The sequence below is a fragment of the Bradyrhizobium sp. 26S5 genome, assembly GCF_036923295.1.
Taxonomy (GTDB): Bacteria; Pseudomonadota; Alphaproteobacteria; order Rhizobiales; family Xanthobacteraceae; genus Bradyrhizobium; species Bradyrhizobium septentrionale.
The window spans coordinates 6,523,208-6,545,079 of the sequence record NZ_CP145948.1; the positions used below are offsets into that span (position 1 = coordinate 6,523,208).

General features: G+C 65.0%; 17 protein-coding genes. 8 read left to right on the plus strand and 9 right to left on the minus strand.

Annotated elements, in window-relative coordinates; all coding sequences use genetic code 11:
• The first annotated feature begins 65 nt into the window (after positions 1-65).
• Positions 66-1,871 (plus strand): ABC transporter ATP-binding protein, encoded by a 1,806-nt coding sequence (locus tag V5279_RS30795; RefSeq protein ID WP_338690924.1) that lies wholly within the window; start codon positions 66-68, stop codon positions 1,869-1,871.
• Positions 1,872-1,882: 11 nt separating this feature from the next.
• On the opposite strand, the gene V5279_RS30800 is transcribed toward V5279_RS30795, so the two are convergent.
• Positions 1,883-3,061 (minus strand): dipeptidase, encoded by a 1,179-nt coding sequence (locus tag V5279_RS30800; protein WP_338690925.1) that lies wholly within the window; start codon positions 3,059-3,061, stop codon positions 1,883-1,885.
• Positions 3,062-3,232: 171 nt separating this feature from the next.
• On the opposite strand from V5279_RS30800, the gene V5279_RS30805 reads away from it, so the two are divergent.
• Positions 3,233-3,934, plus strand: a complete 702-nt coding sequence (locus V5279_RS30805) for a fumarylacetoacetate hydrolase family protein (RefSeq protein WP_029085308.1) — start codon at positions 3,233-3,235, stop codon at positions 3,932-3,934.
• A gap of 66 nt (positions 3,935-4,000) precedes the next feature.
• Here V5279_RS30805 and V5279_RS30810 read toward each other — a convergent pair whose 3' ends face one another.
• On the minus strand, positions 4,001-4,222 hold the full coding sequence (locus V5279_RS30810; protein WP_338690926.1) for a hypothetical protein: 222 nt from the start codon (positions 4,220-4,222) through the stop codon (positions 4,001-4,003).
• Positions 4,223-4,267: 45 nt separating this feature from the next.
• Here V5279_RS30810 and V5279_RS30815 point away from each other — a divergent pair, with 45 nt between their 5' ends.
• A complete protein-coding gene (locus tag V5279_RS30815; protein WP_338690927.1) occupies positions 4,268-4,687 on the plus strand; it encodes a hypothetical protein in 420 nt (139 codons plus the stop codon).
• A gap of 36 nt (positions 4,688-4,723) precedes the next feature.
• On the opposite strand, the gene V5279_RS30820 is transcribed toward V5279_RS30815, so the two are convergent.
• Positions 4,724-6,415 (minus strand): NAD-dependent malic enzyme, encoded by a 1,692-nt coding sequence (locus tag V5279_RS30820; protein ID WP_338690928.1) that lies wholly within the window; start codon positions 6,413-6,415, stop codon positions 4,724-4,726.
• 438 nt (positions 6,416-6,853) lie between these two features.
• On the opposite strand from V5279_RS30820, the gene V5279_RS30825 reads away from it, so the two are divergent.
• A complete protein-coding gene (locus V5279_RS30825) occupies positions 6,854-7,009 on the plus strand; it encodes a hypothetical protein (RefSeq protein ID WP_165124580.1) in 156 nt (51 codons plus the stop codon).
• A gap of 142 nt (positions 7,010-7,151) precedes the next feature.
• Here the strand turns inward: V5279_RS30825 and V5279_RS30830 are convergent, their stop codons facing one another.
• On the minus strand, positions 7,152-8,081 hold the full coding sequence (locus tag V5279_RS30830; RefSeq protein WP_338690929.1) for an aspartyl/asparaginyl beta-hydroxylase domain-containing protein: 930 nt from the start codon (positions 8,079-8,081) through the stop codon (positions 7,152-7,154).
• 346 nt (positions 8,082-8,427) lie between these two features.
• Here V5279_RS30830 and V5279_RS30835 point away from each other — a divergent pair, with 346 nt between their 5' ends.
• The 3 genes from V5279_RS30835 to V5279_RS30845 all read left to right on the plus strand — a co-directional run bounded on the left by V5279_RS30835 (position 8,428) and on the right by V5279_RS30845 (position 12,370).
• A complete protein-coding gene (locus V5279_RS30835; RefSeq protein WP_414645852.1) occupies positions 8,428-9,630 on the plus strand; it encodes an ABC transporter substrate-binding protein in 1,203 nt (400 codons plus the stop codon).
• A 10-nt stretch (positions 9,631-9,640) separates the two neighbouring features.
• A complete protein-coding gene (locus V5279_RS30840) occupies positions 9,641-11,359 on the plus strand; it encodes an FAD-dependent oxidoreductase (RefSeq protein ID WP_338690932.1) in 1,719 nt (572 codons plus the stop codon).
• A gap of 216 nt (positions 11,360-11,575) precedes the next feature.
• Positions 11,576-12,370 (plus strand): IclR family transcriptional regulator, encoded by a 795-nt coding sequence (locus V5279_RS30845; protein WP_338690933.1) that lies wholly within the window; start codon positions 11,576-11,578, stop codon positions 12,368-12,370.
• 1,122 nt (positions 12,371-13,492) lie between these two features.
• Here the strand turns inward: V5279_RS30845 and V5279_RS30850 are convergent.
• The 4 genes from V5279_RS30850 to V5279_RS30865 form a co-directional block, all read right to left on the minus strand.
• Positions 13,493-13,645 carry a hypothetical protein gene (locus V5279_RS30850; RefSeq protein WP_165124582.1) on the minus strand — a complete coding sequence of 51 codons (153 nt, stop codon included), beginning with the start codon at positions 13,643-13,645 and terminating at the stop codon, positions 13,493-13,495.
• A gap of 204 nt (positions 13,646-13,849) precedes the next feature.
• Positions 13,850-15,277, minus strand: a complete 1,428-nt coding sequence (gene ahcY / locus V5279_RS30855; protein ID WP_338690934.1) for an adenosylhomocysteinase — start codon at positions 15,275-15,277, stop codon at positions 13,850-13,852.
• A 201-nt stretch (positions 15,278-15,478) separates the two neighbouring features.
• The gene (gene metK, locus V5279_RS30860) at positions 15,479-16,675 is read right to left on the minus strand and encodes a methionine adenosyltransferase (protein WP_166308487.1); all 1,197 of its coding nucleotides are present in this window, start codon (positions 16,673-16,675) and stop codon (positions 15,479-15,481) included.
• 60 nt (positions 16,676-16,735) lie between these two features.
• A complete protein-coding gene (locus tag V5279_RS30865) occupies positions 16,736-18,091 on the minus strand; it encodes a hypothetical protein (protein ID WP_338690935.1) in 1,356 nt (451 codons plus the stop codon).
• A gap of 173 nt (positions 18,092-18,264) precedes the next feature.
• Here V5279_RS30865 and V5279_RS30870 point away from each other — a divergent pair, with 173 nt between their 5' ends.
• Complete coding sequence (locus V5279_RS30870; RefSeq protein WP_338690936.1) at positions 18,265-20,010, plus strand: caspase family protein; 1,746 nt, start codon at positions 18,265-18,267, stop codon at positions 20,008-20,010.
• A gap of 49 nt (positions 20,011-20,059) precedes the next feature.
• On the opposite strand, the gene V5279_RS30875 is transcribed toward V5279_RS30870, so the two are convergent.
• Positions 20,060-21,796, minus strand: coding sequence for a serine hydrolase (locus V5279_RS30875; protein WP_338690937.1), 1,737 nt, complete (start codon positions 21,794-21,796; stop codon positions 20,060-20,062).
• Positions 21,797-21,872: the final 76 nt, after the last annotated feature.

Consider the following 21,872-nt stretch of genomic DNA (forward strand, 5'->3'; position numbering starts at 1 on the left):
CGCCAAGCGGGCAATGAGGTCCCGCAACCTGACGGCCGGCACGGCCCGCCGTCAATGGACCGCGGATGGCTCAGTTTCCAAAGAAAATTACCGACGATCCCTACGGCGCGGCGGTCCTGATTCGCCGCCTGGTCATGGAACAAGGGATTACCTACTGGCGGCGCTATCTGACGGCGTTCGCCCTGATGGCCGTGGCGGCGGGCTCGACGGCGGGCGCCACCTATGTGCTCGGCCAGGTGATCAACCAGGCCTATGTCGACAAGAACATTCCCGGCATCGCGATGTTCGCCGGGATTACGGTCCTGCTGCTGTTCATCAAGGGCGTGGCGACCTACGGCCACATGGTGATCCTGACCAAGATCAGCAACGCCATCCTGGCGCAGAACCAGCGCCAATTGTTCGCCAAGCTGATGAGCGAAAGCATCGGCTTCTTCTCGCAGCGGCACTCGTCGGAATTCCTGGCGCGGCTGACGGCCGGCGCCAAGTCGATCACCGACGTGCTCAACATGCTGGTCAATGCGATCGGCCGCGACTTCCTGATGCTGATCAGCATGCTCGCCGTGATGGTCTGGCAGGACCCGCTGATGTCGTTCATCGGGCTCGTGGCGGTGCCGCCGGCGATGCTGATGCTGCGCAAGCTGGTGAAGCGGATCAAGGGCCTCGCCTACAACCAGTTCACCGGCACCGCCGACATCATGGAGACGATGCAGGAATCGCTGCAGGGCATCCGCACCGTGAAGGCGTTCACGCTGGAAGACACCATGCAGCAGCGGATCGACGAGAACATCGCGATCGTCGAGCGCAACGCCAACAAGATGGCGCGGGTCGCCAACCGCTCCAACCCGCTGATGGAGATGCTCGGCGGCTTCGCGGTCGCCGGCTGCCTGATGTATGGGGGCTATAGCGTGGTGGCGCTCGGTTCCACACCGGGCCAGTTCTTCACCTTCCTGACCGCCTTCCTGATGGCGACCGAGCCGGCCAAGCGGCTGGCGCGGCTCAACATCGACCTCAACAGCCAGCTGGTCGGCGCGCGGATGCTGCTCGAGGTCGTCGACAGCCCGGCAAGCGAGCAGACCGACGACGACAAGCCGGCGCTGAAACTCTCCGACGCGCGGATCGAACTGCGCGACGTCAGCTTCGCCTATCGACCCGGCGAGCCGGTGCTGAACCGCATGAGCTTCATGGCCGAGCCCGGCAAGGTCACCGCGCTGGTCGGCCCCTCCGGCGGCGGCAAGTCGACGGTGCTCGCGCTGCTGCTGCGCTTCTACGAGACGCAAGCCGGCGAGATCCTGATCGACGGACAGTCGATCTCGTCGGTGTCGCGCAGATCGCTGCGCCGGCAGACCGCCTATGTCGGCCAGGACGTCTATCTGTTCCGCGACACGATCCGCGCCAACATCGCCTTCGGCAAGCCTGATGCCAGCGAGGCCGAGATCATCGACGCCGCCAGGGCCGCCTGCGCGCACGACTTCATCATGAGCTTCCCGCTCGGCTATGACACGCCGGTCGGCGAGCACGGCACCCAGCTCTCCGGCGGCCAGCGCCAGCGCATCGCAGTCGCCCGCGCGCTGATCAAGAACGCGCCGATCATCCTGCTCGACGAGGCCACCGCCGCGCTCGATTCGGAGTCCGAGAAGCAGGTGCAGGAAGCGATCGAGCATCTCTGCCAGGGCCGCACCACGATCGTGATCGCGCACCGTCTGCACACCATCATGCATGCCGATGCGATCCTGGTGGTCGAGGGCGGCGAGATCGTCGAGCGCGGACGCCATGACGATCTGCTGCGCCGCGGCGGCCGCTACGCCTCGTTCTTCCGCCTGCAGCATCGTCACGACGTGATCGAGCTCGCGCCGGTCAGCGCAACCGGCTGAGGTTCATCTTCTTATCCCTTGGCCGCAAGACCTGCGCGCAGCACGCGCAGGACATTGCCGCCCATGACCTTGCGGATGTCGTCCTCGGAGAATCCGCTCGACATCAAGGCCTGGGTCACGGCGACGATCCCACTCGCATCGAATCCCGTGGTGGTCGAGCCGTCGAAATCCGAACCGAGGCCGACATGGTCGATCCCGACGAGGTCGCGGACATAGGCAATCGCCCGCGCGACATCCTTCGGATCGAGCGAGCAGACCGCCCCCTGCCAATAGCCGATGCCGATCACGCCGCCGGTCCGTGCGATAGCCCTGACTTCATCGTCGGTGAGGTTGCGGTTGACCTTGCAGGTCGCCTGCACGCCGCCATGGCTCGAGACCACCGGGCGCGTCGCCATCGCCAGCACGTCGGCGACCGCGGCGTGGCTGGCATGGGCGAGGTCGACGACCATTCCGAGCGCCTCCATCCGCTGCACGACCTGGCGGCCGAGCGGCGTCAGTCCGCCCTTGGCCACGCCGTGCATGGAGCCAGCGACATCATTGTCGAAGAAATGGGCGAGACCAGCCATCCTGAACCCGGCGGCGTAGAGCACGTCGAGATTGCCGATGTTGCCCTCGAGATTCTGCAGCCCCTCGATCGACAGCATGCCGCCCACCACCGTCACGCCGGTCTTGCGGTCGGCAAGCAGGCGATCGATGTCGGCCGGCGTCGTGATCAGGCGAAGCCGTCCGCCGGACTGCTCGGCGAAGCTCCGCAATTTCTCGGCATGCCACAGCGAGCGCTGCAGCAGTGAGAACCAGGTCCGCGGCGGTTGCAGATCGATGATGGCGAGGTTGGTGATCGTATCGCTGTCGCCGCCATTGGCATCATAGTTCTGGCCCTTGGGCGACTTGGTGACCGACGAGAACACCTGCAGGGCGTAGTGCCCCTCGATCAGACGCGGCAGGTCGATGTGGCCGCGATCGGATCGCGCGATCAGGTCGCGCTTCCACAGCAGGCTGTCCGCGTGCATGTCGGCGACGTCGAGCTTCGCCTGCAAGGCGCGGGCGGCGGGCGTGATCTCCAGCGCCACGCGCTGGACCTTGTTCTGCCCGCGGTCGATCCGTTCCGGGGTCACCGTGAAGAAGCGGACGGCGGCGGCGACCAGGGCTACAGCGATCAGCGCAAGGCCGATTGAAAGCCACTTCCTCATGAACATCCCCTTGAACATCCCCTTGGGCTTCACCGCTCGCCCGCGACGGGTGTGCTCGGCGGAAAGCTGGCCTCACCTCTGCGCCGGATGCAGCCACAGCCACTAGCCCTGCGCGGCGTAAGCGCGTAAATACCGGCCGCGCTCCCTCCTTCAACCCTCCGGGACCCGTTCATGAACGCCGCCTCCACCGTCATTCCACTTCCCCCGCAGCCCTCGCTTCCCGTCGTCGGCGAATCCGGCACCTATCCGGTCCGCCGCATCTGGTGCGTCGGCCGCAACTATCTCGAGCATATCAGGGAGATGGGCAATGACGAGCGTGCGCCGCCGTTCTTCTTCGGCAAGCATGCCGACATGCTGGTGCCTGATGGTGCGACCATCCCCTATCCGCCGCTGACCAAGGACCTGCATCACGAGGTCGAACTGGTGGTGGCGATGAAGAGCGGCGGACTGAACATTCCCGCCGACAAGGCGCTCGAGCATGTCTACGGCTATGCGGTCGGCATCGACCTGACCCGCCGCGACCTGCAGATCGCCTCGCGCAAGAAGGAGCGGCCCTGGGAGATCGGCAAGTCGTTCGACTATTCCGCGCCCTGCTCCGCGATCCAGCCGGCCGCAAAGATCGGCCACCCGACCGCGGGCAAGATCTGGCTCACCGTCAACGGCAAGGAGGCGCAGAAGGGCGACCTCACCGAGCTGATCTGGAACGTGCCGGAGATCATCTGGCAGCTCTCGCAGCAGGTGAAGCTCGCCGCCGGCGACATCATCATGACCGGCACGCCGGCCGGCGTCTCGCAGCTGCAACCCGGCGACAAGCTCGAATGCGGTGTCGACGGTGTCGGCACGCTGAAGGTATCGATCGGCAAGCCGGAATAGGCCGACCGCAGAAGAGATGATGCAAAGCCCCGGACCTCGCAGTCCGGGGCTTTTTGCTGGGCGCGCTCAGCGCATCGTGCCGGGCATGCAGGGCGGCTCGGTGAAGGGCGCGGTTGCGAACGAACCGACATTCGGCGCGCGCACGCAGTCGGTGGACTTGCTGCCGACCTGTGTCGTCGCCTGAGCATGGGCGCGCCGCATCGCAGCATTGTTGCCGGCGGCGAACGCCTGAGCCGAGAACGCAGCTGCCGCAATCAGCGCAACCGTCGCGATGGTCATTTTGGTCATTGGGTTTCTCCGCACGATGGATGAAGCCGACCAAGTTCGGCTCCTGTGACCAATGACCGTGACAGTTCGAAGAATATTTCCTCCGGCCCGATCACCGAACCGCGAGCGCGTCATCACCTTCGGCGGAGCGAGGAATACGAGTTCGACCGACACAATCCATCCATCAGAGCCGCGCGCAAACGCGGCGATGACTGTATGGAGCTTTCCATGATCTGTTTTCGGCGACTTGGCCTGGCTGCAATTCTGTCTTCAGCCATGGCGACCACTTCCTTCGCGGCGACGGTCGAGGCCCCCGGCGCATACGCGGCAAACGAAACCGCGACCAGGCCATGGTCGGCGCCGGTCGGCCATCGCCAGCCGCGCGCCGCCGACATTCCCGCCGCAACATCGGCGTCGCAGCAGACCCTCGATCAGGAGGACGTAATCGTCGACCGCAAGATCAAGGGCATTTGCCGCGGCTGCTAGCACACCGACGCCGCGGAACGCGACCGGCGTTCGCGATCAGGGCGTGCGGCGATACGGCACGTAGCGCGGGGTCCAGACCTTGGCGTGGATGCGCGCCTCGACCTGGTCGATCGGAATATCCTCGGCGAGCCCTTCCTTGTGCGCCTGCAGCGCCACCGCCAGCGCAACCGTCAGCGACACGTCGCGCAGCGCGCTGACCGGCGGCAGCAGATTGTGCTTCGGGTTGTTGCGGGCCGGCGAGACGCTGGCCAGCGCCTTCGCCGCGGCCATGAACATGCCGTCGCTGACCCTGACAGCGCCGACCGCGAGCGCGCCGACGCCGACGCCGGGGAAGATGTAGGAATTGTTGGTCTGGTCGACCTTGAAGCGCGCGCCGTCGCGCGTGATCGGCGGGAACGGGCTGCCGACACCGATCAGCGCCCGCCCCTCGGTCCACGCCTCGATATCGACCGGCGTCGCTTCCTCGCGCGAGGTCGGGTTGGACAGCGGGAAGATCACCGGCCGCGCGTTGCACTCGGCCATCGCGCGGACGATCGGCTCGGAGAACGCGCCGGCCTGACCGGAGACGCCGATCAGCACGGTCGGCCTGGCGTTGCGCACGACGTCGAGCAGCGCGATCTTGTCGGGATGGCTGAGCTTCCAGCCGGTGATCGCCTGCTTGTCCTGGACGAAGGGAAGCTGGAACGGCGCGAGCCCGCTCATGCCCTCGAGCAGCAGGCCGTCGCGGTCGACCATGAAGAAGCGCTTGGCCGCCTCGCTCTCCGAAAGGCCGGCATCGACCATCGCGGCGCGGATCAGGCTGGCGATGCCGCAACCGGCCGAGCCCGCGCCGAGCACGGCGACGCGCTGCTCGGTCAGCGGCACGCCGGTGACGTTGATCGCGGAGAGCAAGGCGCCGGTCGCGACCGCCGCGGTGCCCTGGATGTCGTCGTTGAAGGTGAGGAGCCGGTCGCGATAGCGCTCGAGCATGCGCGTCGCGTTGTTCTTGGCGAAATCCTCCCACTGCAGCAGGACGCGCGGCCAGCGCTTGATCACCGCCGAGACGAAGGCCTCGATGAAGTCGTCATACTCCTGGCCGCGGACGCGCTCGTTGCGCCAGCCGATATAGAGCGGATCGGCCAGGCAGTCGGGATTGTCGGTGCCGACGTCGAGCAGGATCGGCAGCGTCGTTGCCGGATGCAGGCCGCCGCAGCCGGTGTAGAGCGACAGCTTGCCGATCGGGATGCCCATACCGCCGGCGCCCTGGTCGCCGAGGCCAAGGATGCGCTCGCCGTCGGTCACGACGATCGCCTCGACATGATCGAAGCGCGGCTGCGCCAGGATGCGGTCGATGCGGTGCTTGTGCGGGATCGAGAGGAACAGCCCGCGCGGCTTGCGGAACAGCCGGCTGAACTGCTGACAGCCGGCGCCGACGGTCGGCGTGTAGACGATCGGCAGCAGCTCCTCGAGGTTCTCGACCAGCAGCGCATAGAACAGCGTCTCGTTGGTGTCCTGCAATTCGCGCAGGAAAGCGTAGCGCTCGAGATCGTTCTCGAAGCCGCGCAGCGCCTGCAGCCGCCGCGAGACCTGTTCGTCCAATGTCGCAACATTGGGCGGCAGCAGGCCATGCAGGTCGAACGCCTCGCGCTCGGCCTCGGAGAACGCCGTGCCCTTGTTCAGCTGCGGATCGGCCAATAGCTCGTAGCCGCTCAGCGCAGTGGTCGCGAAAGCTCCTGACGTCTCCGACATGACAAGGTCCTCTCGGTGCGGAATGCCTGATGCGACTGTATCACTTCAGTGCAACGAATCGGAGAGCGAACGGCGTCGTGCAGCGCAAAGCGGAATGTTGGCTCAGGAGCGATGAGCGGTCATCCGGACTCCGGCAACGCACTCCCGCTACACAAGCGGACCGAGATCAACATACGTTGGTATAGCTTCCCTATTCCTTGTCATGACCTGTGCTGACGCTCGTACAATTGAGCGATGGCGAGAGATTTTTATGCTCCGGGGTACTCCAACGGATGCGCAAATAGCTCAGAACTTCTCTCTCCGGAGGCGCGACTAACAATAGCAATCCTCGTTCCACAGCGGGCGCGCGTTGTGTTCCCAAATCTGTGATCAGGATCACTGCTCCGAGGCGTGAATCGCAAGACTGTCAAGAATGCGGGTTCTTTGAGGAACACTGAAATGATCGTCAACATTCAGAAGCTTAATGGCCTGTGGCACCTCATCGTCGGATCGTGCAAGATCCGAACTCCGTTCCTGGAGACTCAGGACCGGGAGTCGGTCGTCGCCTACGCCCGGCGCGTCTACCCCGGCGCCAAGGTCTTCGAACGCGACTGATCCTGGCTGCGACGTCCCACAGCTCACGCCCCAGAAAGAAGCCCCGGAGCGCGCTCCGGGGTTTTGAATTTTATAGGGCGGATTAGCGAAGCGTAATCCGCCATGCTTCCGCACGACGCGGCGGATTACGCCTTCGGCACGATCACCGCAGCGCCGACACCACGATCAGGCCGAGGATCAGCGCGGTCACGGAATACTTCAGCGTGTAGTATACGTTCCGATTCCACTCCTTGACCTTGCGGCTGGCGAGATGGAGCTCGTAGAGCTTGCCGAACACCTTGTTCAGCGCGCCGACATGCTCGCCGTCGACGTTCTGGGTGGCCGACGCCTTGACGATGTTGTGGCTGACCCAGCGGTTCATCCTGGTCATGAAGCCGTACTTCATCGGGCGCTCGACGTCGCAGAACAGGATGATGCGGTTGACGCCGGTCTTGTTCTCGGCGCTGTGGATGAAGGTCTCGTCGAACATGAAGGCCTCGCCGTCGCGCCAGACGCATTCGACGCCGTCGACCAGGATGCGGCACTCGTTCGAATTCGGCGTCACCAGGCCGAGGTGATAGCGCAGCGAGCCGGCGAAGGGATCGCGATGCGCCCCGAGCTTGCCGCCGGGCGGCAGCATCGCGAACATCGCGCCGTGCACGTTCGGGATCGAGTTCAGCAGCTCCACCGTCTTCGGGCACAGCGTGCGCGCCGACGGCAGGAAGTCGTCGTACCATTTCAGATAGAAGCGCTTCCAGCCGCTCTTGAAGAAGGAATAGAAGCCCCAGTCGTTGTTCTTGGCGGCAGCGCGGATGAAACCCTCGTCGAACAGGCGGGTCGCCTCGTCGCGGATGGTCTCCCAATTGTCGGAGAGCTTCTTCAGCTCGGGAAACTGCTCGACCGGGATCACCGGCGTGTTTGCTACGGCCGAGCCCGCATACATCAGCACATTGTAGGGCGCGAGGTAGGTCGAGTGGTCGCCGAGCTGGCGGGCGAAGCGCAACCGCTGCTTGCCGCGGAAGTGAACGTAGAGCGTAGAGGCCACCAGCACGTAGAGAATGACGAGCTGCGGCGCGAAGAGCTGTCTCAACATGATCCGTCTATGATCGCAGCGTGCCGATGCTCTCCATGCACCGCCCCGTAGCAGCCTAGACCCTTGATGGGCGGCTTAGCCCCGGGCGGCGAAGCGCAACGCCGTCCGCGAAAACTCCCCTGTTTCATCCTGACTTGGCACTGCGGCGTGGGCGAGATGCCCTGCCGCGATGCCGTCCCGGATCAGCCATGTAAGCGTACGCTCACCGCATGTGAAGCGCCGCCTCATTCGAAGGAGCAACCCTGTGGCAACAATCACACACATCTAATTCGCCATTGACAAACTGATTAGATAATTACTAATAATGGATGAACCGCCAGAAGAGCGCGGACATCCACAGGGAGGAATGATGAGACACGTTCTGGCGGCAGCCATTCTCGCGGCAATGACATCGGTCGCTCATGCCCAGGTTTCCGACGACGTCGTGCGCATCGGGGTGCTGACCGACTTGTCGAGCTGGGGACGCGACAATTCCGGCCCGGGCTCGGTCGAGGCGGCCAGGATGGCGGTGGAGGAGTTCGGCCCCACTGTGCTCGGCAAGCCGATCGAGATCATCTCGGCCGACCACCAGATGAAGACCGATGTCGGCGTGCAGGTCGTGCGCGGCTGGTTCGACAACGGCAAGGTCGACGCGGTCGTCGACATCCCGAATTCCGGCATTGCGATCGCCGTGCACAACATGGCGCGCGAGCGCAACAAGATCGCGCTGTTGTCCGGCCCCGGCGCGAGCTCGCTGACCGATGAATTGTGCAGCCCCAACACCGTGCACTTCACCTACGACACCTACGCGCTGTCGAAGGTCACGGCGTCGGCGGTGATCGCGGAGGGCGGCAAGTCCTGGTACTTCATCACCGCGGACTATGCCTTCGGCCAGCAGCTCGAGAAGGACGCGACCCGCTTCATCAACGAGATGGGCGGCAAGGTGCTCGGCAGCGTCCGCCATCCGACCAACACCGCCGACTTCTCCTCCTTTGCGCTGCAGGCGCAGAGCTCGAAGGCCGACGTGGTGGCGTTCGCCAATGCCGGCCAAGACACCGACAATTCGATCAAGCAGTCCGGCGAGTTTGGCCTCGTGCAGGGCGGCCAGAAGCTGGTCGGCCTCCTGATGTTCGACACCGACGTGCATGCGATCGGGCTCAACGCCGCGCAGGGCACCTACATGACGACGGCGTCGTACTGGAACATGGACGAGAAGACCCGCGCATGGTCGAAGAAATTCTTCGCCCGCACCAACGTGATGCCGACCATGATTCAAACCGGCGTCTACGGCTCGGTGCTGCATTATCTCAAGGCGATCCAGGCCGCCGGCACCGACGATCCGCAAAAGGTGATGGCCAAGATGCGCGAGCTGCCGATCGAGGACACCTTCGTGCATGGCGGCAAGTTGCGCGAGGACGGCCGCGTCATCCGCGACATGTATCTGGCGAAGGTGAAGAAGCCCTCGGAATCCAAGGAGCCGTGGGATTATCTCGACATCATCAAGACGGTGAAGGGCGAGGACGCCTATCGTCCGGTCTCCGAGTCGAAGTGCCCGCTGCTCAAGAAATAGGATCGATCGCGTGGCCAACGAAGAAACTTATGAATGCGACGCGCTGGTCGTCGGCTCCGGCTGCGCCGGGCTGTCGGCGGCGGTCACCGCCGGCCATCACGGCCTGAAGGTTCTCGTCGTCGAGAAGGAGCCGCGGTTCGGCGGCACCACCGCGCGCTCGGGCGGCTGGCTTTGGATTCCCGGCACCTCGCTGGCGAAGGCGTGGGGCATCGAGGAGAGCCCCGATCAGGCCAGAACCTATCTGCGCCATGAGGCCGGCAACAGTTTTGACGCCGCCCGCGTCGATGCGTTCCTGACCGAAGGGCCGAAGGCGGTCGACTTCTTCACGACAGAAACCGCCGTGCGCTTCGACATGCCGCTGACGTTCCCGGACTATCATGCGGAAGCGCCCGGCGGCGCGCAGGGCGGCCGCTCGATGGTGACGCGCCCGTTCGACGGCCACGAGCTCGGCGACACCCTCAAGGATCTCGGCAGCCCCCTGCCCGAGCTCACCGTGTTCGGCATGATGCTCGGCTCCGGCAAGGAGATCGTGCATTTCATGCGTGCGACGCGCTCGCTGGCCTCGGCGGCCTATGTCGCGAAGCGGCTGTCGAAACACGCGCTGGACGTGATGCGCAACGGCCGTGGCATGACGCTGACCAACGGCAATGCGCTTGCCGGCCGGCTGGCGAAATCCGCCCTCGACCTCAAGATCCCGCTCTGGCTCAATTCGCCGGTGCGCGAACTGATCGTCGAGAACGGTGTGGTGCGCGGCGCGATCGTGGTGCGCGAGGGCCGCACCATCCGCGTCAATGCGAAGCGCGGCGTGGTGCTCGCCTGCGGCGGCTTTCCGCATGACGTAGCGCGACGGCAGAAGATGTTTCCGCATGCGCCGACCGGAAAAGAACATTACTCGCCGGGACCAACAGGCAACACCGGTGACGGCCTGCGGCTTGCGGAATCCGCCGGCGGCCGCGTCGAGGATTCGCTGCCGAACGCGGCAGCCTGGGTGCCGGTCTCGGTCACGACGCGCAAGGACGGCTCAAAGGGCGTGATGCCGCACTTCATCGATCGCGCCAAGCCCGGCGTGATCGCGGTGATGCGCGACGGCAAGCGCTTTGCCAATGAAGGCAATTCTTACCATGACTTCGTGCAGGAGATGATCAAGGCGGCGAAGCCCGGCGAGGAGATCGCGGCGTTTCTGCTTTGCGATCACGCGACTTTGCGCAAATACGGCCTCGGCTGCGTGCCGCCGCGCCCGATGCCCACAGGCCATCATCTGAAGACCGGCTATCTCAAGCGCGGCACGACGCTGTCGGAGCTTGCCGCGCAGGCCGGCATCGACGCAAAGGCGCTTGAGGCAACCGTCGCGGCGTTCAACACGACCGCCGCCGAGGGACGCGATCCCGCCTTCGGCAAGGGCTCGCGCGCCTATAACCGCTACCAGGGCGATGCGCTGCACGGGCCCAATCCCTGCATCGCGCCGATCCAGAACGGGCCGTTCTACGCCATCAAGATGGTGATCGGCGATCTCGGCACCTATGCCGGCATCCGGACCGACGCCAATGCCCGCGCGCTCGACGCCGACGGCCAGCCGATTGCGGGCCTCTATGCCGCCGGCAACGACATGGCGAGCATCATGGGCGGCAACTATCCCGGCGCCGGCATCACGCTCGGACCGGCGCTGACCTTCGGCTACATCGCGGGCAAGCACATCGCCGGCGCCGCGGCAGAACGCAGCGCGGCATGACATGAGTCCCGTCATCCTGAGGAGGCCGCAACGCGGCCGTCTCGAAGGATCGACGGCCCGACTGTGGCCGTGCATCCTTCGAGGCTCGCAAGGGCTCGCACCTCAGGATGACGGGGTGGGAACGGATATGACGCACAAAGACGTCCCGCACATCGACGTCTCGCGAACGGCGTGCTTTCTTGCTAATTGCGAAAGCGCGAGCGCGAACAGGGCCACATGACGAGAGAAAGCCGCGGCATACAGTCGATCGAGGTCGGCGGGGAATTGCTCCGCGCGCTCGCCCGCAGCGGCGAACCGATGATGCTGCGCGACCTCGCGCGCGAAGCCGGCATGCCGCCGGCCAAGGCGCATCCCTATCTCGTCAGCTTTTCCCGCATCGGCCTGATCGAGCAGGACGAGACCACCGGCCGTTACGAAATCGGGGCGCTGGCACTCGAGCTCGGCCTGATCAGCCTGCGCCGGCTTTCCGCCGTGCGGATCGCGACGCCGCGGATCGCCGCGCTCGCCAACAGCATCAATCACGCGGTGTCGCTGTCGGTCTGGGGCACCCACGGCGCGACCGTGGTGCGGCTCGAGGAGCCAAGCCATCCCGTGCATATCGCGATGCGCGTCGGATCGGTGGTGGCGCTGCTGGAGACCGCGACCGGCCGCGCCTTCGCCGCCTTCATGCCGCCGAACGCCGTCAAGACGGCGCTCGAGAGCGGCCTCGATCGCCTCGGCGTCGGCTACAATCCGAAACGCGAGACCATCAGCGCCAAGACCACGGAGATGCTTGCCGAGGTGCAAAGCCGCGGACTCGCGCGCGCGATCGGCGATCCCCTGCCCGGCGTCAACGCCTTCGCCGCGCCGGTGTTCGATCACGCCGGCCACGTCGCGCTCGTCATCACCGCGATGGGCCCGGAGGGCACCTTCGACGCCGACTGGGACAGCGCGATCGCAGCCGCGCTGCGCGATTGTGCAGGCGACATCTCGCGGCAGCTCGGGCACGGCTCGGTGCGGGCATCGGGGTGATGCTGGGCCTTTTCCGACGTCATCCCCCGGTGCGCAATTGCGCACCCGAGAAATGACGGTGAGGTGAGCACGCTGGTCAGGCTCGAGGGTTGGGGAGAGGGGTGGCCCCGGGCGAGATATTTGATGATGACATCGCTCTCGCAAAATCGTTTGCAATGTCGCCGCAACGATACGGAGAGAGTTCATCGTGTGGCACCCCTCTCCCTAACCCTCTCCCGCAAGGGGAGAGGGAACCCTGCCGTCGGTGACTCCCTCACGCGCGCGTGCCACTGAGTTGTCCGACGGCGCAAGCCCCCGCAGTAAAAATATTTCTCTTTATCAGAAATTCAACTCGGTGTATGGTTCGCCCGTCTCACCCGATCGAGGGGCGCTTCGCGATCGTCACGAACGCGGCGTGGGATGCGGTGGACGCCGAGCGTGTGACTGACGAGAGCACGCGAAGCGGACGGTGAAGTCGTGTGGTCCTGACGCCCTAGTGGCCGGTGTCCCCTTGTAAGACGCAATTGCGTCTTGCGAAGGCGGTGACAAGCAAGCCAAGTCTCGCCGGGGAGAGCACGAAGTAAGCTGTAAAACCATCGCGCAGGGAAAGCCGGACTGCTCCGGTTACACCTGTGGTCCTACCCCCGAGCTTTCCACCTTTTGCTCGGGGCCCATGGGTGCGATCGGCACCCGGCTTTCCCTGCGCCCTCTTCAAGAGAGAGGGCGAAACGAAGAGCAAAGCTCGGACAATTCATGTCGCGAGAATGCGGATGTTTGACTCACAGGCCGGGCCACACATTCACCGTCGTCCCGGCCTAGTGCGCAATTGCGCACGGGGGGCCGGGACCCATAACCACCGATGCTGCTTGTTATGCACCGCTGGAACGACGAGTCCCGTCCACTACATCTGCTGCGGCGTATGGGTCCCGGCCTTCGCCGGGACGACGGTGGAGTGTGCGGAGAAAGTCGCGCGACGAACGAAGCTGCATTCTCATCCACAACTGTCATCGCCCGGCTCGACCGGGCGATCCAGTACGCCGCGGCCTCTCGGCTCAAGCACCGACGCCTCTGGAATACTGGATCACCCGCATGCGCGGGTGATGACATCGAGTGCTCTGCTGTTTGAAATGTGAATCGAAACAATCAGGCGCGCAGCGCCTGCAGGCTCTTGAAGGTCAGGCGCTTGGGATCGCGGACGCCGGCGAGATAGAGCTTGCGGATGAAGGCAATGACGGTGTCGCGATCGCAATCGGTCAACGCGACCACGGCGTCGACCGCAATCTTCTGGGCTTCCATGGGAACACGTCCTCCGCTGCAGCCTCGAACCCGGAAGCCTAGGCGCTGCCGGTTAATCCGGCATTAACCTCTGCCCACAATCGCCGATTCCGGCCCCCTCGCGTATACGCGGAACAACGCATACGACGGCCTGTCCAACCACCGCAGCAAAAAGCCCCGGGCGATGCCGGGGCTCTTCACGTGATCGACTGTGACGACCGCAGATCAGTAGCGGTAGTGATCCGACTTGAACGGGCCTTCCTGCTTGACGCCGATATAGTCGGCCTGGTCCTTGCGCAGCTCGGTCAGCTTGGCGCCGACCTTGGCGAGGTGCAGGCGGGCCACCTTCTCGTCGAGCGTCTTCGGCAGCACGTAGACCTTCTTCTCGTACTTGCCGCCCTTGTTGTTGGCGAACAGCTCGATCTGCGCCAGCGTCTGGTTAGTGAACGACGCCGACATCACGAAGGACGGGTGGCCCATTGCGTTGCCGAGGTTCACCAGACGTCCCTCGGAAAGCAGGATGATGCGGTGCTTGTCGGGGAATTCGATCTCGTCGACCTGCGGCTTGATGTTGTTCCACTTCAGATTACGCAGACCTGCGATCTGGATCTCGTTGTCGAAGTGACCGATGTTGCAGACGATGGCGCGATCCTTCATCGCGCGCATGTGCTCGATGGTGATGATGTCCTTGTTGCCGGTCGCGGTCACGAAGATGTCGGCGCGCGGCGCGGCCTCTTCCATGGTAACTACCTCGTAGCCTTCCATCGTCGCCTGCAGCGCGCAGATCGGATCGACCTCGGAGACCATGACGCGGCAGCCGGCCTGGCGCAGCGAAGCCGCCGAGCCCTTGCCGACGTCGCCGAAGCCCGCGACCATTGCGACCTTGCCCGACATCATCACGTCGGTGCCGCGGCGGATGCCGTCGACCAGCGATTCACGGCAGCCATAGAGGTTGTCGAACTTCGACTTGGTGACGCTGTCGTTGACGTTGATCGCGGGGAACAGCAGCTTGCCCGCCTTCTCCATCTCGTACAGACGGTGCACGCCCGTGGTGGTCTCTTCCGAGACGCCCTGGATGTTCTTGGCAATCTCGGCGAACCAGCCCTTCGGCTTCTCCTTCAGCAGACGCTTGATCAGCGCGAAGAAGACTTCTTCTTCCTCGGAACCAGGCTTGTCGAGGAACGCGACGTCGCCCTGCTCGGCGCGCAGGCCGTGATGCACCAGCATGGTGGCATCGCCGCCGTCATCGAGGATCATGTTGGGCGTGCCGCCGCCGTGCCAGTCGAACAGCTTTGCGGTGTAGTCCCAGTATTCGGTCAGCGTCTCGCCCTTGACCGCGAACACCGGAATGCCGGCCGCGGCGATCGCGGCCGCGGCGTGATCCTGCGTCGAGTAGATGTTGCAGGAGACCCAGCGGATGTCGGCGCCGAGCACGGCCAGCGTCTCGATCAGGACCGCGGTCTGGATCGTCATGTGCAGGGAGCCCGCGATGCGTGCGCCCTTCAGCGGCTGCTTGGGGCCGTACTCCTCGCGGGTCGCGATCAGGCCGGGCATCTCGGTCTCGGCCAGCGAGATCTCCTTGCGGCCGAAATCGGCGAGCGAAATGTCCTTGACGATATAGTCGGTGAAGCCGGGCTTCGTGGGGGCGTTCATGTCTGTTTCCTAATCGGTGAATCCAGCGTGTCAGTAACAAAGCGAGCCGAACGCCCTGCGGCGCGACCTTCTCCCTCTCCCCGTTCTTACGGGGAGAGGGCCGGGGTGAGGGGCTCCATCCGCTGGCTGAATCTGCGGAGAGTCCCCCTCACCCGCCACTTCGTGGCGACCTCTCCCCGCAAGCGGGGCGAGGTAAGAGCATCAGAGCGCGCGCTTGAGCGGCTCGACGAGATCGGTCTTCTCCCAGGAGAAGCCGCCCTCATTGTCCGGCGTGCGGCCGAAATGGCCGTAGGCCGAGGTGCGCGCGTAGATCGGACGGTTGAGGTCGAGATGGGTGCGGATGCCGCGCGGCGTCAGATCCATAGCCTTGGCCGCCGCCTTCTCGAGCTCGTCCTCCGAGACCTTACCGGTGCCGTGGGTGTCGATGTAGATCGACAGCGGACGCGCCACGCCGATCGCGTAGGCGAGCTGCAGCGTGCAGCGGTCGGCGAGACCGGCCGCGACGATGTTCTTGGCGACGTAGCGCGCGGCATAGGCCGCCGAGCGGTCGACCTTGGTCGGATCCTTGCCGGAGAACGCGCCGCCGCCATGCGGGGCCGCGCCGCCATAGGTGTCGACGATGATCTTGCGGCCGGTCAGGCCGGAGTCGCCGTCGGGACCGCCGATGAAGAACTTGCCGGTCGGATTGATGTGCCAGATCGTCTTGCCGTTGATCCATTCCTTCGGCAGCGCCTCGCGCACATAGGGCTCGACGATGTCGCGGATCTGGCTGGACGAGAGGTCCTCGACCAGATGCTGGTGCGAGACCACGATCTCGCGGACGCCGACCGGCTTGCCGTTCTCGTACTGCACGGTGACCTGGCTCTTGGAGTCCGGACCCAGCACCTTCTCCTTGCCGGAGTGGCGCGCTTCGGAGATCAGCCGCAGGATCTTGTGAGCGTAGAAGATCGGCGCCGGCATCAGGTCCGGCGTCTCGTTGGTGGCGTAACCGAACATGATGCCCTGGTCGCCGGCACCCTCTTCCTTGACCTCGCCCGGCTGCAGCGCGTCGACGCCCTGCGCGATGTCGGCCGACTGCGGATGCAGCAGGATCTCGATGTCGCAGGTCTTCCAGTGGAAGCCGTCCTGCTCGTAGCCGATGTCCTTGATCGCGTCGCGCACGACGCCCTCGATGTGTTCATTGGTGACCGAGCTCGGGCCGCGGGTTTCGCCGGCGATCACCACCTTGTTGGTGGTCGCGAGCGTTTCGCACGCCGCGCGGATCTGCCACGGGTCGATGCCTGCCTTCGGGCCCTCGCGATAGAACAGATCGACGATCTCATCCGAGATGCGATCGCAGACCTTGTCCGGATGGCCTTCCGAGACCGACTCGCTGGTGAAGAGATAAGACGCGCGCATCAAGCAAACCCCTTGTTTCGTCGAAGTCCGACGTTGGTTGGTGAATATGTCCCCGGAATGTCAGTCTCGTCGCCGCGAGATGACGTAGGATTCGTCGTAGAACCACAGCCCGTTGTGTTTGCGGAGAACTTCGCGCGTAGCCTCGAGAGCTCGTCCGTTTTCGGTCGTTTCGGTCAACCGCTCATCTTCGATCTGCGCGACATACACCGCCGCATTCCACGCTGCAAAGGCCGTCGAGGTTCCGATCGAACCGGTCACCTCATTGGGCAGCGCTTCCATATCATATCGGAAGATCGAACGGTTATCGGCGTAGGCGTTGAAGTTCAGCTCGCGACCGGCCGACCCCAACTCGTATTTCACCGCGCGCAGTATCTCATGACGGCTGACGGCGAAAGGATTTTCTCCGGGCCACACGGCTCGAATGATTTCAAGTCCGGGATCGCCGCCGTGGGAATGGATTCCTATCAGCCGTCCGCCGCCGCGCAACGCGCGGGCCAGCGGCGCGATGATCCGCTTGGCGCGGAAATTCACCGAGGATTTGGCCCGATACGGCTGCGAGGCGATCACAAGATCGAAATTGGCCTCGGTGCGGCCAGCCCGGGGAATGATCGAATCAAGCAGGAAGCGGTGGTCGTCGCGGTACAGCACCAGCGCCACTGGACGCTCATAGATCGGCATCGCATTCCCGGGGCTGAGATTGGCCCGCCAATTCTGCTCGAGGAACGGGCCGAGTTCCGCGATCTGGGCCTCGAATTCACCCGAGGAGGCCCCGCGCAGCGCCACCTCGTGCCAGATCATGCTGGCGGCCGCCGTGGAGTTCTTGGGCGTCAGCCAGGGCGCCTCGGCGTAATACATGTTGGTGAACACGAAGACGCTGGCCGGGTGCTCGAACAGGCGGTCGGGGACCTTGTCCAGGGTGAGGCGGACGTCCTCCAGGCTCAGTTCCTTGCCGGCGACATAGAACGGCATATGTGGGAAGCGGCCATGCATGGCACGCAGGACCCGCGCCAGCACGGTGCCATCGCCCATCCCGGCATCGAACACCCGCAATGCCGGCGGCCGCGGGTGGATGGCGGCCAGTTCCAGCGAAACCCGGTCGGCGATCACCCGCTTCTCGCTGCAGGTGTGCACGAACAGCAGATAGCGCTGGCGGTTCTCGAAAAAGCGAAAATTGCCGCGCGGATCGCGCTTCTCCGGCGGAACCACCAGGCCGCGCGGCGGCGGCACGCCGCCCGGCGTCGAGGTCGCGATGAAGGCATTAATGCGGTCGAGCGTGTCGATGGTGATGCGCTTGCCCTCGCGCAGCCGGTGCACCAGCTTGCCGTCGTTGACGGCACGGCGGCCGAACGTCGTCTCCGCCATGTCGGAGCGCCGGCAGAAATCCGTGATCTGACTGAGGATTTCGTCGTTCTTCATGGGGCCTGGGGTGGGCGGCGGCGAGTGGGCAGAAAGTGGGCAGAGGTAATGTGTAGCGACGTCTTACCACCATTTTCCCACCAGTTGAACCCCCCTTTACTGCCCGATCACCAAACACGCATAGATCGCCTCGCCCTCGCCGATCGCCATGACGGCTTACCCGTGGATGACCGATGCGCCGCCTGCTCCTGATCCCCGCCTTCCTTGCCGCCCTGCTCTGGTCGGCGCCCTGCCTCGCCCAGACACGCGCGCAACTCGGCCCGCTCTGCACGACCGACACGACACCGGCCGACCAGATGATCGACGCCTGCAACAAGATCATCGCGCTGAAGGTGTTTTCTGGCGAGAAGCTCGCGACCATCTATTTCTGGCGCGCGGTCGGCTGGAACAAGAAGGGCAACTACGCGCAGGTGATCGCTGACGCCACCGAGGCGCTGCACCTCAAGCCGAGCACCGCCGTCTACAATCTGCGCGGCTCGGCCTATTACGACAAGGGCGAGTACGACATCGCGATCACCGACTTCAACGACGCGCTGCGCATGGGGCCGCCGAGCGGCATCATCTTTCACAACCGCGGCAACGCCTATCGCGGCAAGGGCGACTACGCCAAGGCGATCGCCGATTATGACGCCGCGATCAAGGCCGGCCCGAAGTCGGCCTTCTCCTACCAGAACCGCGGCTCCTCGAAGCAGGCGCTCGGCGATCTCGACGGCGCGCTCGCCGACATCAACGAGGCCGTCAGGCTCGATCCGTCGCTGCCGCAGCCGCTAATCAGCCGCGCCGTGATCTGGCGCGCCAAGGGCGACATCGCGCGCGCGATTGCGGACACGTCAGAAGCGATCCGGCTCGCGAAGGCGAAGGCGCCTGTCAACATCATGACGCCGCCGGGCAGTGTCTTGATCTCGGCCTATACCCAGCGCGGCCTCAGCTATGAGGCAAAGGGTGATGCCGCGCACGCCAAGGAAGACTACGCCTCGGTGCTCGAGGGCGTCGCGTCCGACGCCGGCAGCAAGGCCAACCAGGCCACCGCCAAGGTGCGGCTCGCGCTGCTCAAGGAGGCCGATGCGGCTCCGCGCAACGATGCAGCCCCCCGCAAGGCTGCGGCGGCGCCTGCCGCCGAGAGCAGCCCGACCGCGCCACCGGCAGGCTCCGTCACGGCACCGGCCCCGCCCGCCGCGCCGTCGCAGGCCGCAGCAACCAGCCGGCGCGTCGCGCTGGTGATCGGCAACGGCGCTTATGGACATGTGAAGGCGCTGCCCAATCCGCCCAACGATGCGCGTGCCATCGCCAAGAGCCTGCGCGAGATCGGCTTCACCGTCTCCGAGGGCCTCGATCTCGATCGCGACGCGATGCAGAAGACGATCCACGACTTCCTGCGCGAGGCGGCACGGTCGCAGATCGCCGTGGTCTACTACGCCGGTCATGGCGTGCAGGTCGATGGCCGCAACTATCTCGTGCCGGTCGATATCGAGTTCAAGGCGGGCGGCCGCATGACCGACGCGATGGTCGACATGGACACCATCATGGCCGGTCTCGACGATCAGATCCGCACCAACATCCTGATCCTCGATGCCTGCCGCAACAATCCGATGGCGCCGCAGGTGGCATCCGCAGGTCCGAGCCGCGGCATCGAGGCCGGCTCCGGCCTTGCCGCCCCCGCCTCGCTCGGCTCAGGCTCGACGCTCGGCGCCGGCACACTGATCGCGTTTGCGACCGCGCCGGGCCAGGTCGCGCTCGACGGCGAAGGCGCCAACAGCCCGTTCTCGGCGGCACTGTCGCGCCATGTCGGCACGCCCGGTCTCGAGGTGCAGCAGATGCTGACCCGCGTCCGCGCCGAGGTCGTCGCCGCGACCAAGGGCAAGCAGGTGCCGTGGTCGAACTCCTCGCTGCTCGGCGAAGTCTACCTGGCGGAGAAGTGAGACGACGCCCGCGAGAACCGTCGTCGAGGAGCGTCGGCGACCGGACAACCTACTCGTCTGTTCGCCGCGCCACGAACGTGCCACCCGGCTGATGAAAGATCATCTCGTCCGCGATCGTCCCGTCACCGCAAAACTCGACGAAGCCGGCCTGCCCGACAATGCGAAATCTCCTGCCCTGCTCGGGCGCGAGGCGATAGGCCGGCTGGTGGTCGGACTTCAACTCGAGCGCCCCCTCGCTATCCAGCGTGACGCGGTGCGTGATCGCACCCCACTTGAAGCTGCCGACGCACCGCGCACGGAACGCGGCGTCGGTGCATTCGCCGGCCGCAAGGCGCACGAACACGATATCCGCGACGGCCGGTTCGAGCGGCGCGGAGAGACTGACGATGGCGCCGTCGCGATTGGTCAGGAACGTGAGCGGAAGCGAGTCCGGCACGTAGCGGTCCTGCACCTCCGGCGTTTCGAACGTCTCAAAGTGACGGTGCCCCAATGTCGCAAACAGCCCGCGCCACGACCAGTGCAGCGCACCGTCCTGCTCCCTGATCGACATCACGCCGTAAGCAGGGTGCTCATAATCGCCGGAGTAGGCCGCAAGTTCGTGTGCCGGGTGGGTGCTGGCGTGGCGGCCCTTCTCCCGCACGCCCTTGTCGGCCTGGATCTGGTCAAGCGCTTCTTCACGCCGCTTGCGGAAACGCTCGCGCCATTCGATCGGCTCGCGGCCGCGCAGCCGGTCGATGATGTGCAAGGTCAGCGTCCACGGCACCTGATTGGGACTGCGGTTGGTGAAGACGGCAATGCCGATGCCAAAATCCGGCAGCAGCGTCATCTGGGTATTCCAGCCAATCCAGCCGCCGCCGTGCTCGACCAGCCGGTCGCCGCGGTAGCTGTTGCACTGGAAGCCAAGGCCGTAATGCGCCTGGCCGAACTCCGCATAGCCTGGCAGCGAATTGTAGACACGCGGCGCATGCAGCTCACCGATCAGCGCTGCCGGCAATATGCGCTCACCGTCGAACGCGCCCTGACCGAGATGCAGCCGCATCCAGTTCGCGAAATCCGCGACCGAGGTGGTCATCGCGCCGGACGCGGTGGTCGTGATCGGCAGACGGAACGCGGGCAGCCGCGTGTCCTCGTGCATCTTGTACGGCCGTGCCGGCTCGCTCGACGCTTCGAGATCATCAAGGTTGAAGCCGACATTCATGCCGAGCCGGTCGGTCAGCCGCGCGCGGATGAACGCCTGATAGCTCTGCCCGCTCAGGCGCTCGATCAACAGGCCCGCAACATTGTAGCAGAGGTTGTTGTATTGAAAGGCGCTGCGGACATCGCGGCTCAACTCCAGATGCCGCATCAGGCCGAGCATGTCGGCCGGCGCGAGATCGCCGGGCTCGTGCACCCAGTCATGACGCGGCAGCCCGGGGTGATGACACAACAAATCGAGCACGGTGACGCGCTCCGTCGCCACCGGATCGCTCAGACGAAACTCGGGGATGTAGTCGCGCACCGGTTTGGCCCAATCGAGCCGCCCTTCATTGTGCAGCAGCGCGATCGCGGTCGCGGTGAAAGATTTGGTGATCGAGCAGATCGCGAACTGCGTCGCCGGCGTGACGGGCAAATTCGCCTCGACATCGCGCTGGCCGTAGGCGCGTGCGAGCACGACCTTGTCGTCCTGCACCACGGCGAGCGCGGCGCCTGGCACCTTCCAGTCGGCCATGACATCGGAGGCCAGACGATCGAGTTCGGGGATAAAGGATGCAATTGGCGCACTGGGCGCGTCGGATGATTGGGGCATGAGGGCTTCTCGGCTTGGACAGCAACAGACGGCGCCTCACCAGGGTGAGGCGTGGCGGCGTTACGGCAACCCGGTC

Coding starts and splice junctions, on each gene's coding strand:
- V5279_RS30795 (WP_338690924.1), top strand. CDS start 66: ATGGCTCAGTTTCCAAAGAAAATTACCGACGATCCCTACGGCGCGGCG.
- V5279_RS30800 (WP_338690925.1), bottom strand. CDS start 3,061: ATGAGGAAGTGGCTTTCAATCGGCCTTGCGCTGATCGCTGTAGCCCTG.
- V5279_RS30805 (WP_029085308.1), top strand. CDS start 3,233: ATGAACGCCGCCTCCACCGTCATTCCACTTCCCCCGCAGCCCTCGCTT.
- V5279_RS30810 (WP_338690926.1), bottom strand. CDS start 4,222: ATGACCAAAATGACCATCGCGACGGTTGCGCTGATTGCGGCAGCTGCG.
- V5279_RS30820 (WP_338690928.1), bottom strand. CDS start 6,415: ATGTCGGAGACGTCAGGAGCTTTCGCGACCACTGCGCTGAGCGGCTAC.
- V5279_RS30825 (WP_165124580.1), top strand. CDS start 6,854: ATGATCGTCAACATTCAGAAGCTTAATGGCCTGTGGCACCTCATCGTC.
- V5279_RS30830 (WP_338690929.1), bottom strand. CDS start 8,081: ATGTTGAGACAGCTCTTCGCGCCGCAGCTCGTCATTCTCTACGTGCTG.
- V5279_RS30835 (WP_414645852.1), top strand. CDS start 8,428: ATGATGAGACACGTTCTGGCGGCAGCCATTCTCGCGGCAATGACATCG.
- V5279_RS30845 (WP_338690933.1), top strand. CDS start 11,576: ATGACGAGAGAAAGCCGCGGCATACAGTCGATCGAGGTCGGCGGGGAA.
- V5279_RS30850 (WP_165124582.1), bottom strand. CDS start 13,645: ATGGAAGCCCAGAAGATTGCGGTCGACGCCGTGGTCGCGTTGACCGAT.
- ahcY (WP_338690934.1), bottom strand. CDS start 15,277: ATGAACGCCCCCACGAAGCCCGGCTTCACCGACTATATCGTCAAGGAC.
- metK (WP_166308487.1), bottom strand. CDS start 16,675: ATGCGCGCGTCTTATCTCTTCACCAGCGAGTCGGTCTCGGAAGGCCAT.
- V5279_RS30865 (WP_338690935.1), bottom strand. CDS start 18,091: ATGAAGAACGACGAAATCCTCAGTCAGATCACGGATTTCTGCCGGCGC.
- V5279_RS30870 (WP_338690936.1), top strand. CDS start 18,265: ATGCGCCGCCTGCTCCTGATCCCCGCCTTCCTTGCCGCCCTGCTCTGG.
- V5279_RS30875 (WP_338690937.1), bottom strand. CDS start 21,796: ATGCCCCAATCATCCGACGCGCCCAGTGCGCCAATTGCATCCTTTATC.